Source organism: Qipengyuania sp. NPDC077563 (assembly GCF_044901345.1).
GTDB classification, from domain to species: Bacteria; Pseudomonadota; Alphaproteobacteria; order Sphingomonadales; family Sphingomonadaceae; genus Qipengyuania; species Qipengyuania aestuarii.
This window is the reverse complement of the sequence record NZ_JBJDPC010000003.1, coordinates 169031-181926: the sequence shown is the minus strand read 5'-3', so window position 1 is coordinate 181926 and position 12896 is coordinate 169031. Positions and strand designations below refer to the sequence as shown.

Annotated in this window: 17 protein-coding genes; 6 read left to right on the top strand and 11 right to left on the bottom strand. The window is 60.9% G+C overall.

Annotated features, from left to right (window positions below; all coding sequences use genetic code 11):
• Nucleotides 1-53 precede the first annotated feature (53 nt).
• The 8 genes from ACI2I1_RS11915 to ACI2I1_RS11880 all read right to left on the bottom strand — a co-directional run bounded on the left by ACI2I1_RS11915 (nucleotide 54) and on the right by ACI2I1_RS11880 (nucleotide 6275).
• A complete protein-coding gene (locus tag ACI2I1_RS11915; protein WP_221563801.1) occupies nucleotides 54-410 on the bottom strand; it encodes a hypothetical protein in 357 nt (118 codons plus the stop codon).
• Nucleotides 411-472: 62 nt separating this feature from the next.
• Complete coding sequence (locus ACI2I1_RS11910) at nucleotides 473-1822, bottom strand: rhodanese-like domain-containing protein (protein ID WP_221543380.1); 1350 nt, start codon at nucleotides 1820-1822, stop codon at nucleotides 473-475.
• Nucleotides 1823-1865: 43 nt separating this feature from the next.
• The gene (locus tag ACI2I1_RS11905) at nucleotides 1866-2570 is read right to left on the bottom strand and encodes an NAD(P)H-binding protein (RefSeq protein ID WP_221563811.1); all 705 of its coding nucleotides are present in this window, start codon (nucleotides 2568-2570) and stop codon (nucleotides 1866-1868) included.
• A gap of 108 nt (nucleotides 2571-2678) precedes the next feature.
• On the bottom strand, nucleotides 2679-3167 hold the full coding sequence (locus ACI2I1_RS11900; RefSeq protein WP_054527895.1) for a DUF6692 family protein: 489 nt from the start codon (nucleotides 3165-3167) through the stop codon (nucleotides 2679-2681).
• Entirely contained in the window at nucleotides 3164-3691 is a 528-nt protein-coding gene (locus ACI2I1_RS11895) for a DUF305 domain-containing protein (protein ID WP_202389005.1), read from the bottom strand. The genes ACI2I1_RS11900 and ACI2I1_RS11895 overlap by 4 nt, the downstream gene beginning before the upstream one ends.
• Nucleotides 3688-4101: a potassium channel family protein gene (locus ACI2I1_RS11890; protein ID WP_119511733.1), complete on the bottom strand. Its 414-nt coding sequence runs from the start codon at nucleotides 4099-4101 to the stop codon at nucleotides 3688-3690. The genes ACI2I1_RS11895 and ACI2I1_RS11890 overlap by 4 nt, the downstream gene beginning before the upstream one ends.
• On the bottom strand, nucleotides 4098-5447 hold the full coding sequence (locus tag ACI2I1_RS11885; RefSeq protein WP_221563812.1) for an APC family permease: 1350 nt from the start codon (nucleotides 5445-5447) through the stop codon (nucleotides 4098-4100). Before ACI2I1_RS11885 ends, ACI2I1_RS11890 begins: the two co-directional genes overlap by 4 nt.
• Nucleotides 5448-5729: 282 nt before the next feature.
• Nucleotides 5730-6275, bottom strand: coding sequence for a helix-turn-helix domain-containing protein (locus ACI2I1_RS11880; protein ID WP_404679296.1), 546 nt, complete (start codon nucleotides 6273-6275; stop codon nucleotides 5730-5732).
• On the opposite strand from ACI2I1_RS11880, the gene ACI2I1_RS11875 reads away from it, so the two are divergent.
• Complete coding sequence (locus ACI2I1_RS11875) at nucleotides 6276-6506, top strand: hypothetical protein (protein ID WP_404679295.1); 231 nt, start codon at nucleotides 6276-6278, stop codon at nucleotides 6504-6506.
• Nucleotides 6507-6629: 123 nt separating this feature from the next.
• Here the strand turns inward: ACI2I1_RS11875 and ACI2I1_RS11870 are convergent, their stop codons facing one another.
• From ACI2I1_RS11870 to ACI2I1_RS11860, 3 genes are all read right to left on the bottom strand, one after another.
• Nucleotides 6630-6911, bottom strand: coding sequence for a DUF5676 family membrane protein (locus ACI2I1_RS11870; RefSeq protein WP_054527892.1), 282 nt, complete (start codon nucleotides 6909-6911; stop codon nucleotides 6630-6632).
• Between the two features lie 203 nt (nucleotides 6912-7114).
• Complete coding sequence (locus tag ACI2I1_RS11865) at nucleotides 7115-7579, bottom strand: DUF411 domain-containing protein (protein ID WP_221563814.1); 465 nt, start codon at nucleotides 7577-7579, stop codon at nucleotides 7115-7117.
• Nucleotides 7576-8280 (bottom strand): class I SAM-dependent methyltransferase, encoded by a 705-nt coding sequence (locus ACI2I1_RS11860; RefSeq protein ID WP_241554610.1) that lies wholly within the window; start codon nucleotides 8278-8280, stop codon nucleotides 7576-7578. Before ACI2I1_RS11860 ends, ACI2I1_RS11865 begins: the two co-directional genes overlap by 4 nt.
• 133 nt (nucleotides 8281-8413) lie before the next feature.
• Between ACI2I1_RS11860 and ACI2I1_RS11855 the strand changes: the two genes are divergently transcribed.
• The 5 genes from ACI2I1_RS11855 to ACI2I1_RS11835 are packed head-to-tail and all read left to right on the top strand — an operon-like array spanning nucleotide 8414 to nucleotide 12889.
• Nucleotides 8414-8710: a hypothetical protein gene (locus ACI2I1_RS11855; protein WP_066761572.1), complete on the top strand. Its 297-nt coding sequence runs from the start codon at nucleotides 8414-8416 to the stop codon at nucleotides 8708-8710.
• A 3-nt stretch (nucleotides 8711-8713) separates the two neighbouring features.
• Entirely contained in the window at nucleotides 8714-9148 is a 435-nt protein-coding gene (locus ACI2I1_RS11850) for a Spy/CpxP family protein refolding chaperone (RefSeq protein ID WP_008603940.1), read from the top strand.
• Nucleotides 9149-9154: 6 nt separating this feature from the next.
• Nucleotides 9155-9715, top strand: coding sequence for an RNA polymerase sigma factor (locus ACI2I1_RS11845; protein WP_278328895.1), 561 nt, complete (start codon nucleotides 9155-9157; stop codon nucleotides 9713-9715).
• Between the two features lie 55 nt (nucleotides 9716-9770).
• On the top strand, nucleotides 9771-11579 hold the full coding sequence (locus ACI2I1_RS11840) for a copper resistance system multicopper oxidase (protein WP_054522842.1): 1809 nt from the start codon (nucleotides 9771-9773) through the stop codon (nucleotides 11577-11579).
• Entirely contained in the window at nucleotides 11576-12889 is a 1314-nt protein-coding gene (locus ACI2I1_RS11835) for a copper resistance protein B (protein WP_404679294.1), read from the top strand. Before ACI2I1_RS11840 ends, ACI2I1_RS11835 begins: the two co-directional genes overlap by 4 nt.
• Nucleotides 12890-12896: the final 7 nt, after the last annotated feature.

Below are 12896 nucleotides of genomic sequence, written 5' to 3'. Positions count from 1 at the left end.
CGCAGGCCGTTCATCCAGAGGCAGGAGCGCGCAGGCTTGAGCCTGCACACGGGTCATGCCGGAAGTTGCGGAGGTGGCGGCTCTGGCCCTAGTCCTGTGGCTGCGAGCGAATTGGAGACTAATCTGCTGAACTGAGAAGCCTGCGCCGGTATTTCACCGACCAGGGTCGCATCACCCCCTGGAACGAGGGGCGGGATGCAGCCGAATGCCACGAGACAATCCAGCCGAAGGTTCTTGCAAGGCACGCCGTCATGATCGTCCATGGAAGCTGCGCCCGCCATCATCTCCATCTCGGCGCAGGCCGGTTTGCCTGCATCGACCGCCTGAGGCAGGGCAGATGCATGCGCTGCCGACTGGACGAACAGCCCGCAGGCGATCAGTAGCAGTCCAAGGGTGCGCAAGACTCGCATAAAAAAGGCGTAAAGCTTTGAAGAGCGCAAGACAAGGACCTCGCATCGGGTGCGATGGTTCATCACGACGCGTGCTGCCAGGCACCCATCGAGCCCAGATATATATCGAGCTTTTCGAATCCTTTGCTTTGCAGCCAGCCCGCCGCCACACTCGCACGCATGCCACTGGCACACATGACGGAATAGGCGCGTTCGCGATCGAGCTCGGCGAAGCGGGAATTGAGTTCGCCCACGTAGATGTGTTCCGATCCCTCGATCGCGCTGCTGCGCCGCTCATCGAGGTCACGCACGTCAAGCAAGGTCCAGTTGTCGCGCTTGCGCTCGAGACGATCCTGAACCTCGCTCGTCCCGATCATCGGAAGGTTCGCCATGTCCATTCCTTGCGCTGCAGCCGGGACGATACCGACATAGCCGCCGTCGATCGAGTCGAGCCCGATCCTCACAAGGTGTGTCATGGCCGAAGCCAGCTGGTCTTCCGCCGATCCGACGAGGGCGATTGTTTCACCCTCCCTGATGAACCAGCCCGCAAACGCCGAGATCATGCCGACCGGAAGGCATATCGAACCAGGCAGATGCCCGCTTGCGTATGCAAGCGGATCCCGTACGTCGACGACATGATCGGGGTCGATTTCGCGAATGTCCGAGAGCATGAGACATTTTGGTCGCAAAATCCGTGGCGCAGGAGATGTTCCCTCGACATTCAGGCGCTCCATCAGCCTGAAATAGGGCGGTTGGTAATGATGCTCGGCGAGCTTGGCCTCGATAAATTCCTCGCGATGGGCGATCTGGAGCCGGGGATTGTTGCGACGTTCGTGGCCTATGGTCGAGAATTCCCGGTCCGCCATTCCCGAACCGCAGACCGAGCCTGCTCCATGCGCGGGGTAAATGATCGTCTGGTCACCCAGACCGCAAATCTTCTGCAGTGAATCGTACAGGAGGCCCGCGACCTCCCGCGCGCGCTCGGGATAGAAATCGGTGCGTCCGACGTCGCCAACGAAGAGCGCATCGCCGGTGAACACGCCGATCGGTCCTTCGGGAAAATCGTCGTCATGGAGGACGAAGGCGAGATGATCGTCGGTGTGACCGGGAGTTTCGAGCACCGAAATCCGCAACTTCCCGATCTCGAAAACGTCGCCCTCTCGCGCGGTGTCGGCGAAAACAATCTCGTCCGCAGGGTTTGGACCGTGCAGAACGCGGGCACCGGTCATTTTGGCCAATACCGGCGATCCCGTGATGAGATCCTCATTCCTGTGCGTTTCGAAGATATGCGTGATCTCCAGCCCTTCGGCGCGGGCACGCTCGACATAAATCTCGCAGTCCCGGCGCGGATCGATGACCGCTGCCTTGCCCTGCGAACCAATCAGATAGGAAAGGTGGGAGAGGCCGGGGGTCTTTATCTTCTCGAGCAGCATGTTTTGCCTCGTTGTTGGAGTGTTTCCGTGAGACCGCGTCGATCTAGTCGATCCCGAGTTCGGCTTTGAGTGCCGAGACATTCTCGAAGCGGTCTGCTTCTGGCCGGGCGATAGCGGGCTTGGCGTTGACCCAGGTGTTCTCACAGACGAATTCGAGCATGGCTGCCGCGAGGTCGGCGTGCCGGCAACGAAAGCAACCCTCGGCAAGACGCTCGTCGGTAATGACGGCTTCACCCGTATAGGGTTCGTCGAGGAGCCAGCCCGGTCGCGCAGACGTCCAATTCAGGCCTTTCGCGCGCTCCAGAAGATCTTCCATGGCGCGCATCTGTTCGAGAATATTGTGCAAGGCTGGTCTTGCCGTGAGCTCGAACCATGCAGGAACGCTGGGCTGCGGCTCTACAAACGCCGCCGATATCACGACGATCCGGGAAATGCGGGTCGTCGACATCGCTTCCACCAGCTTGCGGGTTCCCTCCGTATAAAGCGGAGGCGGATCGATCGCCGTAGATGGACTAAACTCTATACCGAGTGCGGAAATAACAGCACGGCAACCTTCGAGCTCGCTGCTGAAGTCGTCATTGAGTACATCGCACTGGAGGTACTCGACGTTGTCGACCCGGTCCGATGGTTCGGGCAAGGTGTGCTCGAACGCTCGAACTTCGATGCCCTTGTGAACCGCATGGCGCAGTATTTCCGTGCCGGTCTTTCCTCCGGCACCGAAGACCGCAAGGGGGGCTGCATCGCTCACAGGCTCAGCTTCCACTGTAGCACCTCATTATAAATTCGGCCGCGCGTGCCGGGCCGAACATGATCATAGAGCGGGCACCGAGGCACGCTGGCGCCCGCTCGCTCGTGTTCACGCTTCGCTGTTGCCGCAGGTCGTGTACCCCCAGAACCCGAACTCGTCCTTCATCCGAGGTCCGGCGACGATGAGTTCCTGCATCTGCAGGCCCGCGTCTCCTTCGTCATCGAGAAGGCGCGTGCGGATACGAAGCTCACCATTCGCATACTCACCCGAGGCGCTTGCTGTGACAGGGATCAGCTTGCCGTTGATCTTGATCGCCCCGCGACCGCTGTTGTCGTAGACGAACGACGGAAACGCGACCTCGGTCAGGCGAAACTGACACGTGTTCTCGGCTCCTAGCGCGGCGAGGTCCGCCTCGCTCATCGTCTCGGGCAGCATGAGGCCGGGGCTGAGATTGGCAAGAGCGCTCGCAGCACTCTCTATCGGCGCCGCCGTTGCCGGAGGATCGAGCTGTGCTTCGCGATCATTGCCGACCGCGGTATTGGTGTTGCAGGCCGCCAGCGGGAGGGCTGCAAGCGTCAGAATTGCGATCTTGTTCATTGCTGCATCTCCTCGGGCAGACGTTCCTCGGTGCGCGGACCGTTCTCCTCGATATCCTGGATGAGATATTTCATCTCGGCGATCTCGCGCCGCTGCGCGACGATGATGGCCTGCGCGAGTTCGCGAACCCGCGGATCCTTCAGGCTCGCTCTCTCGCTGGTCATGATCGCAATCGAGTGGTGCGGAATCATCGCGGCCATGTATTCGGTATCGTCCACCGTGGTCTGGCTGCGTACGAGCCATAGCGCGAGCGCGAAGACGACGGCTCCGACACCCAGGATGATGAAGTTCTTGGTCCGGTCCTTGTACATGCCCCACATGAAGAGAAGCATGACCACCATCATCATCGCGCCCATGACGAACATCATCCAGAAGCGCGTCTCGCTCCAGAAAACGTCGTCCATGTCGAAGCTGTTGGCATACATCAGGAAGAACATGATCACGGTCGAGGTCGATACCATGGCCATGAACCGCCAGTAGTTGCCGCCCCCTCCCTTATCCGAGTGGCATGTGCTTTCAGTCATGCGTTTTCTCCTTCCTTCATCATGGTCCAGAACAATTGTGCCGAGCAGCTGATGAGCGCGAAGCCGGTCAAGGCTTCGACGCCGGCAATGACGCGCAGGTGCTCGGTCGGGTAGATGTCGCCGAGCCCCAGCGTGGTCACGTTGATCAGCGAGAAATAGAAATAGTCCATCGCCCTCATCGCCGGCGTCTTGTCGAACCCGCCGAGGTCCAGTTCCGCGCCCAGCCAGAAACCGCCAGCGAAGAGCGTCGCGACAAGCAGGTGCGATGCCAGGACAAGAAGCGCGACCCCAAGCTTGGCGGAGAAACTTCCGGGTGCGTCGAGCACGCGATGCCCGGCGCCGAGGATCGACAGATGCATGCCGACCGAGGCCAGGAAAAGTGCAATGGCGAGAATTAGTGCGGCGATCATCGATGATCTCCATCGTGTGTGGCGGGCATTTCCCGCAGCGCAGGATTCCGACGGAGATAGAACCATTCGGCTCCGAACACTGCGGCAATACCTGCGACCGCATAGGCAACGACCGCAGGGTCGGTTTTGAGCTTGGCGAGGGCAAAAGCCGTCAGGACTACGCCGTCCGCCATGAGCGCCGACCAGAGGATCCAGGCACGCGCGCCTATCTCTTCCCGCAAACCGCGCAGCACGCCCCAATGCACGAGCATGTCCATTACGAGATAGAAGAACGCTCCGAGCGAGGCGATCCGCGAAAGATCGAACAGGACCGCGAGCGTGCCTGCGACAACAACGGTATAGACCAACATGTGACTGCGGATCGGTCCGCTCATGCCAAAATGGCTATGCGGGATCATCTTCATCTCGGTCAGCATGGTCAGCATACGCGAAACGGCGAAAACGCTGGCGATGACACCCGAGGTCGTGGCGGCGATGGCGATTGCCACTGTGAAATAGAAGCCAAGCTCTCCGAGCGCGGGACGCGCAGCCGCCGCAAGCGAATAATCGCGCGCCTCAGCTATTTCTGACGTGCTGAGGCTGGCACCGACCGCCGCCGCGACAAGCAGGTAGACGACCACGCATATTGCGATCGAGATGATTATGGTTCGACCGACATTCCGGTGCGGATTGATGATTTCACCGCCACTGTTGGTGATGGTGGTGAAACCTTTGAAAGCAAGGATCGAGAAGGCGACCGACGCGAGCAGCGCGTCGAGGCCCGAAAGCACGACCGGCTCTGAGAAGGCACCGTCCGAAAATCCGCTGGCCCAGATCGCCGCAATCGCGAACAGGGCGATGCCGCCGATCTTGATCGCCGACATAATGAGCGAAAATCCGCTGACCGATTTGTTGCCGGCGGCATTCACGAAATAGGCGAAGACGATGAGCGCCAGTGCCGCGACGGAAACCAGAATGCCGCTGCTCTCGAGCCCAAAGGGCCGCAAGGCATAGGTCGCGAAGGTTCGAGCGACCAGGCTTTCGTTGATGACCATCGACAGCGCCATCAGGAGCGATGCCGAGGCTGCCACGACGCCTGGTCCGTAGGCTTTCTGAAGGATCATCGCGATGCCGCCCGAGGAGGGCCAGCGGTTCGACATCTTGATGTAGCTGTAGGCGGCGAGCGAAGTAACCAGCGCGCCGGCAATGAACGAAAGCGGAAATAGCGGTCCAGCCAGTTCGGCAATCTGGCCAGTCAGTGCGAAGATACCGGCGCCGATCATGACGCCGGTTCCCATCGCGACGCCGCCCAGCAATGTTATCGAGGCCGCACTCTCGTTATGTTGATCGTCGCCATCTGTCTGCAAGTCTTTCCCCTGTCGATGTCCTCCCGTCCGAGAAACATCACGCCAGACAGTACGTTGCGTAGCGCCTCACCCCTCAAAAAAGTTTCGACATGGTGCGCGCCTGCCCCAGGGGGCGGTTTGGCAAGATAGGGAGTCCGCTTTTCGCGAGGCTTCTCTCAGCACAAGGTGCGTCGATAGGAGGCGACGCGTATCGCCAGGGTGGCCCACTGTGAATTTTCTCTAGCAGGTCTCGCGAGAGGTAACTGGCCCTGTTCGATCAATCTGACGTGCCCAGCAGCCGGATTAAGCTCGACCGGGGGATCGATTGCGCAAATGTGCCTGCGCTTCGCGCACGTCGAGCTCACGCGTGCTGTTTCCGATACGTAACATCAGGCGCGCGGTACCTCCCTCTACGAGGTAGACAGGATCAGCGCTCCTTTCAGCAATGACCCGGCATACCGTCTTCTCTGTCATTTCGTGAAAACGGCAATGGACCAAAGCGCACGCGTGACCGCCGAAACCATCCTTCACGAGGTCCATCACAAGGCGCTCGAACCCATCCCGATTGGCATGTTTGAGTGTCTGCATATCGGCTTCAATGCCAGTGATGTTCCCATCGTCTCCAACCCCGATAAGCAGTGTTCCGCCCTCATGGTTGAGAAAGCCGGCAACCGTTTTGAGTACGACCTGCTGGAGTGACCGGTTGACCCGGTTCTCACGCCTGTCCCACCGCAAGGACGATTTGAATTCCAATCGCTCGCCCTCGCCGCGTGCGATAAGAAGCGGCAATTCCTCGTCGAGTTCGCGTTCGAGAAAAAGTACCTTGGACTGAGCTCGCGCCAACCGCATGTGATACATGCCAAATCCCAGACCAAGGGCGCCGCCGATCACCGCGTAGATGGCGCTCATGGGAAGCATTTCGAACGCGAAAGCATTTACCAGCCGGCCGATCATGAACCCAATGGCAGTATTGCTGCCGGTGTCGTGCGACGGACCGAACTCGTACCAGAAGACGAGGGTGGTTACCGGATGGAGGATCGTGATGCCGAGGGCAGCACCAAGAACCGCATGGGCGGTTAGCGTTCGAGCGCTATGTGAAGGCTTTGTCCTGTAGATCGCGCATTCCCTTTTTTCGTTTTTTCAGGCTACCGGCCTAATGGCTTCGCATGCAAAACGTCTTGTCCCGCGAAGGGCATCGGGAAATCAGACCGAATTACCAGTTCGTCTCCGGAAATACCGATAGAGCGGAACCGCGATGAGTGCGATGTACCAGCCATAGAGAAAGCTCCCCACCGCTCCGGCGAGGAACCCGCGCGGCGTTAGCCATTCGAACCATGGCAGCAACGGAGCCCAGGCTTCATGCATGTGAAAACGCTCGGGCGCGAGGACTCCAAAGGCAATGCAAAGGAGATAGCTGACAAGCAGGAACACGCTAAGCGTCCAGCCCCATGCGAATATCGAGCTCTTGATTGATCCTTTTACCATCGCATTTCTCCCACTTCGTGCGTGCTGAAATCATGCAATTGGACGGGTCCGGGGCGGTGGGGGCAGCCAGCCCCGGACCCTGCGAGAATTCGATAGGCTTCTTACCGCCTGTCCCGGTTTTACCGGGTTCTGTGTCGCTTCCCGCAAATAATCTTCATCACCTTCATCCCTTTCACGGTGACGCATGGTGTGGTTCCACACACTCACGGAAAGGACGCGAAGACGCTCCGTCCGGCTGAACCAAAGGCGATGACCTCGAAGGGCTGCACCCGGTCTCCTGCCTCCATGCCGGGAGATCCCAGCGGCATTCCCGGAACCGCGAGGCCGGCAACGCCGGCGGGCCGTTCGCGCAAAAGCTTGGCGACGGCTTCTGCAGGCACGTGACCTTCGATGATGTATCCATCGACCTCCATCGTATGGCATGACCATAACTCTTGGGGTACGCCCCGCGCGGTCTTGATCGCCGCCATGTCGTTGCTGTCGACCGATGCCACCTTCGTGTTCATCCCGTCTTCGACATGGCCTGCCCAGTTGAGACAGCACCCACATCCTGGATCCCGGAACATCGTATAGGTCGCTGCCTGTGCCACGTTCGAACAGGCTGCCAGCACGAGCAAGGCCGCGCCGCTAATCGATCGCCGGAACAGGGCAGGCTTTTTCCAGATCATTGTGCAATTCCTTTCTTGTATCCGCGCCATAGCGAGATCGTCCCGGTCACCGTCGGGAACCGGTGGAGCAGGCATGGCTCGGTGAAGATTTCGGCGAATAGTTTTTCGACCTCGCCGTCGGCGCTGGGCTGCGTGTCGCTTACGCCGTCAAGCGACTGGACGGTCGCCCGGAAGAGGCTCCGCATGAGTGGGCTATCCTGCTTCATATAATCGGCGATCAAGACGGTTCCGCCTGGCACGAGCAAGCTTTCGATGGTTTCCAGGATTGCCTGCTTCTTGCGCAAGGGAACCTGGTGAAGGACGAGGCTGCTGACGATCTTGTTCGGCCGCCACCCTGCGGGCAGCTCGAGGCTTTCGAGAAAGCCATTGTGCCATTTCACGAGATCGGCTCCCGCGCCAAACTTGCGCCGCGCAAGCGCGAGCGCCTCCTGGTCGGGTTCGACACCGATCAGACCCGCTTCCGGACAATCCGTCATCAAAGCCTTGAGAAGAGTGCCGGTTCCGCTGCCAACATCGATCACCCGGTCGCCGGGGACAAGGTGCAGTTCTTCGACAATCCTTTGTCGCCAGAGATGTTCGCGGGTGAACAGACCGATCGCCCGGTCGTAAAGGGGCGTCAGAAAGCTCTTGCCAAGAAGAGGCGTAAATTCGCCGTGATCTTCAGGTGCGGTGATATTGTTCACGAGCTGGTTCCCATTCATCCCGGGTTCGACCCGATTCTGACAGACCCGTCTCGGTTACGTATGGCGCTGGACATTCCCTCAAAAAAAGAAGTTTAAGGGATTGTGCAGGCGAGCGCGTATAGGACACGTGCAACCCACAGGAGTTTTTCGGATGCGTGACAATCACTCTCTTGATGCGGTGCTCGGAACGCTTTCCACCACCGCCGCCAACGAGGTCCCAGCCGACTTCATGGATGGCGTTTGGCAGCGCGCCGGACAGCTTGGCGAAATCGCCGACCGACGCCGCCGGACGGCCCTTTTCGTCGGTCTGTTCGTCGTCGGGCTTGGAGCTGGCGCCGGAACGAGCGGTTGGCCCGGCGGCTATGGCACGTCTTCCGCGTCATTTGGCGAGGGTCTTATCCTCGGCGAACAGCTGTCCCCATCGGCGCTCCTCCATGTGGAGCAATAGGGTTTGAAGACGACGCATATCGTTCTCGCGGTGCTTCTCGCAGCACTTGCAGGATGCCTCGGCGCGATTGCCGCGGATCGCTGGGCCAATCACGAGGCCGGCTCCGGCCTCCACGATTTCGTGCACGACGAGCTCACCCTGACGGCCGACCAGGAGCAGCGTCTCGATGCGCTCGAGGCCCGTTTCGCTGTCGAAAGGGCACGGCTCGAAGGATCGGCGCGCGCAGCCAATGCCCGGCTCGCCCAGGCGATGGAAAACGAGCATGAATACGGCCCCGAGGTCTCGGCCGCGATCGACGAGGTGCATGCACGCATGGGCGATCTGCAGAAGGCAACAGTGCGCCATGTCTTCGACATGCGTGAAATTCTCGAACCCGAGCAGCAACGCCAGTTCGACCGCAAGGTCTCCGACGCCCTGACCCGCGACCCGCGCGACTGAAGCGCCATGTCGGGGGCGGGCGACAATCCGGATGAGGCCCTTGTTTCGCAGGCGAGGGCTGGAAACAAGCGGGCTTTCAGCCAACTCGTCGAGCATGAAACCGGTCGGCTTCTCGCGCTTGCGACACGCATGCTTTCCTCTCCTTCTCAGGCCGAGGACGTTGTTCAGGACAGCCTCGCTTCGGTGTGGCTGACGCGCCATCGGCTCGATCCGGACAAGCCGATCGGACCCTATCTGACAACCGTCGTCCTCAACCGCTGCCGGGACCGTTTGCGCAGGCGCAAGGTCGCGGGCTTTTTCGGACTGTCGGGTGATGACGGACTCCATTCCATCGCCGACGATTTGCCGGGTCCTGAAGCGTTGGCCGTTTCCAGGGAAGAGCTCAATCTCGTTCAGGCCGAGATCGCACGAATGCCCGTAAGGCTGCGCGAAGCCCTCGTGCTCGTGACCATCGAGGGGCGTAGCCAGGCCGAGGCAGCCGATCTTCTCGGAACGACCGAAAAGGCGATCGAAACCCGCGTATACCGCGCGCGCAACAGGCTGAAGGAGCGCTTCGAAAAACTTTGAGGGGTTGGCTGGGCGCGCGCGTAAGTAACGGTAAACGCCACGTCAGGAGCCCTTTATGATCGCCGTCAATCGACGCAAGTTTCTCGGAGCCGGAGCAGGAGGAATGGGTCTGCTCGGCCTTGCCGGGGCGATGCCTGCCTGGGCACGGGGCGCGGACATCCTCGCAGGTAACGCCCGCAAGGGGCTGGACGAGATATCCGGCCCCAATATCGACCTCACCGTTGCCCGATCGGCCTTCGCGACCGGCAACAGGCGCGGCGGCGCGATCGCCGTCAATGGCACTATTCCTGGTCCGCTGTTGCGATTGCAGGAAGGCACGACCGTCCGGCTCAATGTCCATAACCAGCTCGAGGAAGATACCTCGATCCACTGGCACGGTCTGCTCGTGCCGTTTCAGCTCGATGGAGTGCCCGGCGTGAGCTTCCCCGGCGTCAAACCGGGAGAGACCTTCACCGCCGAGTTTCCGGTTCGCCAGTCGGGTACCTACTGGTGGCACTCGCATAGCGGCCTGCAGGAGCAGGCCGGGCATTACGGCGCGATCGTGGTCGACCCCGCCGGACCCGATCCGGTCCAGGCCGACCGCGAATATATCGTGGTGCTGAGCGAATTCAGCGAAATGTCGCCCCACACGATTTTCGACAAGCTCAAGAAGGGCGAAGGCTACTTCAACTACAACCAGAACACCTGGACCGACGATTACCCGCTTTCGGGCGAGGATCGCCGGATGTGGGCGAAAATGCGCATGATGCCGACGGACATCCTCGACGTGTCGAGCGCGGCTTATACCTATCTTCTGAACGGCCATGGCCCGCTCGACAATCTGGAATACCTCTTCCGCCCGGGCGAACGCGTGCGGCTGCGCTTCATCAATGCCGGCGCCATGACCTTCTTCAATATTCGCATTCCCGGCCTGCCGATGACCATCGTTCAGGCGGACGGGCAGAACGTCGAGCCGGTGGAGGTCGACGAGTTCCAGATCGGTGTGGCCGAGACATACGACGTCGTCGTGACGCCGGGCGCGCAACAAGCCTACACGCTGGTCGCGGAGTCGATGGACCGCTCGGGCATGGGTATTGCCACACTCGCGAGTGCACCCGGCGCTCGCGCCGCCATTCCGCCGCTGCGCGATCCGCCGCTTCTGACCATGGCCGACATGGGCATGAGCGGCATGGACCACGGCTCGTCTGGCGATGCCGGCATGTCGGGCATGGACCACGGAAGTGGCGGCGACATGGCGGGGATGGATCATGGTTCGTCCGGCCAATCCGAGATGGCAGGCATGGCCGGCATGTCGGGGATGCAGATGCGCGACACGTCGCTTCTGCCGCCCGATGTGAAGGTCGGGCCCGGTCTCGACATGGTCTCGATGAACCCGGTCGACCGCATGGGCGATCCCGGCATCGGTCTCGCCGATGTGCCGCATCGTACGCTCGACTATCGCAAGCTGCGCGCTCTGACTCCACACCGCGAGGGCCGCACGCCGTCCCGGCGAATGGAAATTCATCTGACCGGCAATATGGAGCGCTACATGTGGTCGTTCGACGGCAAGAAGTTCTCCGCCGTCTCAGACGAGCCGATCCGTTTCGCCTATAACGAGCGCGTGCGCGTGAAGCTCGTCAACGACACGATGATGGCGCACCCCATTCACTTGCACGGTCATTTCTTCGAGCTGGTCAATGGCGCGCCGGCCGATCGTCAACCGCTCAAGCACACGGTAATCCTGCAGCCGGGTGGCAGCGCGCAGTTCGACCTGACGGCGGACGAGCCGGGCGACTGGGCCTTCCACTGTCACCTTCTCTACCACATGCATGCCGGGATGTTTCAGATCGTCACGGTCGCCAATCCCGACGGGAGCGAAGCATGAAAATTCGTATTGTCAGCCTGCTCGCATCGGTCGCAGCCGGCTCAGTTCTCGCCTTCCCCGCGGCGGCGCAGCATGCCGGTCATTCGCCGGCGGAGCCGCAGCAAAGCGCCGAGGCGCAGGCTGACGCGAAGACGAAGTGCGAGGAAGAAGCCGAGCGCCATCGCGCGATGGGGCATCCGGTTGCAGATGGAGCATGCGAACCGGCTGCTCAACCTGAAGCCGCCATGGACCGCTCGCAGATGGATCACTCAACCATGGATCATGGTGCGATGACCGCTCAGGATGGCCATTCTGGCATGACAATGCCTGTGGACGCTGCCCGTCCACAGGCATCGCCCGAAAGTCATGAAGGAATGGATCACGGCTCGATGCCGCAGGGCAAGCCCGCCGAAGGCGCGATGGATCATTCGCAGATGAATCACGGCGAGATGGGTCAGGCGGAGGCCAGTTCGTCGATGGACCATGGGCAGATGGATCACAGCCAGATGAACCATGGGGAGACGCCTTCGCAGGACAGGCAGGGCATGGACCATTCGGCGATGCAGATGGGCTCGGACGATGATATCCCGCTGCTGCCGCCTCCTCCAGAAGCAGGGAGCGGCCCAGCGCGCGCGGCGGTCGCCATCTGGGGCGAGGAAGCCATGAACGAAGCGCGCCGCGAGCTTGTCCGCGAGACCGACGGAGGAATGCGCTTCTGGTTTCAGGGCGACCGGCTCGAGTACCGCGCCCGCGAGGGGAAGGATGGATATCTGTGGGACATCCAGGGATATTATGGCGGCGACATCGACAAATTCTGGTTCAAGTCCGAGGGTGAGGGCAGCTTCGGCGAACCCATAGAAGGCGCCGAGGTCCAGGCGCTCTGGAGCCGCGCCATTGCGCCCTTCTTCGATTTCCAGGCGGGTGTTCGCCAGGACCTGACCGGTCCGGAACGCACGCACGCGGTTATCGGTATCCAAGGGATCGCGCCTTACCAGTTCGAGGTCGATGCCGCGGCCTTCGTCTCCACCAAGGGCGATGTGACGGCGCGTTTTGAGGGCGAACTTGATCAGCGCATCACGCAGCGGCTGATCCTTCAACCGCGTGCCGAAATCGCACTTTCCGCTCAGGATATTCCCGAACTCGGCATTGGCGCTGGCCTCGACCGGATCGAGGCAGGTCTGCGTCTTCGCTACGAGTTCGCACGCGAATTCGCGCCCTATGTCGGCGTTTCCCAGGAATGGCGCATCGGCGACAGCGCGGATTTTGCGCGGGCCGCCGGAGAGGATCCGAGCGTCACCAATTATGTCGTCGGTGTGCGATTCTGGTTCTGAAATCTCA

Excerpts from the sequence above, each read along its gene's own strand:
- ACI2I1_RS11840 (WP_054522842.1), top strand. The coding sequence starts at position 9,771 with ATGATCGCCGTCAATCGACGCAAGTTTCTCGGAGCCGGAGCAGGAGGA.
- ACI2I1_RS11900 (WP_054527895.1), bottom strand. The coding sequence starts at position 3,167 with ATGAACAAGATCGCAATTCTGACGCTTGCAGCCCTCCCGCTGGCGGCC.
- ACI2I1_RS11915 (WP_221563801.1), bottom strand. The coding sequence starts at position 410 with ATGCGAGTCTTGCGCACCCTTGGACTGCTACTGATCGCCTGCGGGCTG.
- ACI2I1_RS11870 (WP_054527892.1), bottom strand. The coding sequence starts at position 6,911 with ATGGTAAAAGGATCAATCAAGAGCTCGATATTCGCATGGGGCTGGACG.
- ACI2I1_RS11880 (WP_404679296.1), bottom strand. The coding sequence starts at position 6,275 with ATGCGGTTGGCGCGAGCTCAGTCCAAGGTACTTTTTCTCGAACGCGAA.
- ACI2I1_RS11895 (WP_202389005.1), bottom strand. The coding sequence starts at position 3,691 with ATGACTGAAAGCACATGCCACTCGGATAAGGGAGGGGGCGGCAACTAC.
- ACI2I1_RS11845 (WP_278328895.1), top strand. The coding sequence starts at position 9,155 with ATGTCGGGGGCGGGCGACAATCCGGATGAGGCCCTTGTTTCGCAGGCG.
- ACI2I1_RS11890 (WP_119511733.1), bottom strand. The coding sequence starts at position 4,101 with ATGATCGCCGCACTAATTCTCGCCATTGCACTTTTCCTGGCCTCGGTC.
- ACI2I1_RS11835 (WP_404679294.1), top strand. The coding sequence starts at position 11,576 with ATGAAAATTCGTATTGTCAGCCTGCTCGCATCGGTCGCAGCCGGCTCA.
- ACI2I1_RS11855 (WP_066761572.1), top strand. The coding sequence starts at position 8,414 with ATGCGTGACAATCACTCTCTTGATGCGGTGCTCGGAACGCTTTCCACC.
- ACI2I1_RS11860 (WP_241554610.1), bottom strand. The coding sequence starts at position 8,280 with ATGAATGGGAACCAGCTCGTGAACAATATCACCGCACCTGAAGATCAC.
- ACI2I1_RS11910 (WP_221543380.1), bottom strand. The coding sequence starts at position 1,822 with ATGCTGCTCGAGAAGATAAAGACCCCCGGCCTCTCCCACCTTTCCTAT.
- ACI2I1_RS11865 (WP_221563814.1), bottom strand. The coding sequence starts at position 7,579 with ATGATCTGGAAAAAGCCTGCCCTGTTCCGGCGATCGATTAGCGGCGCG.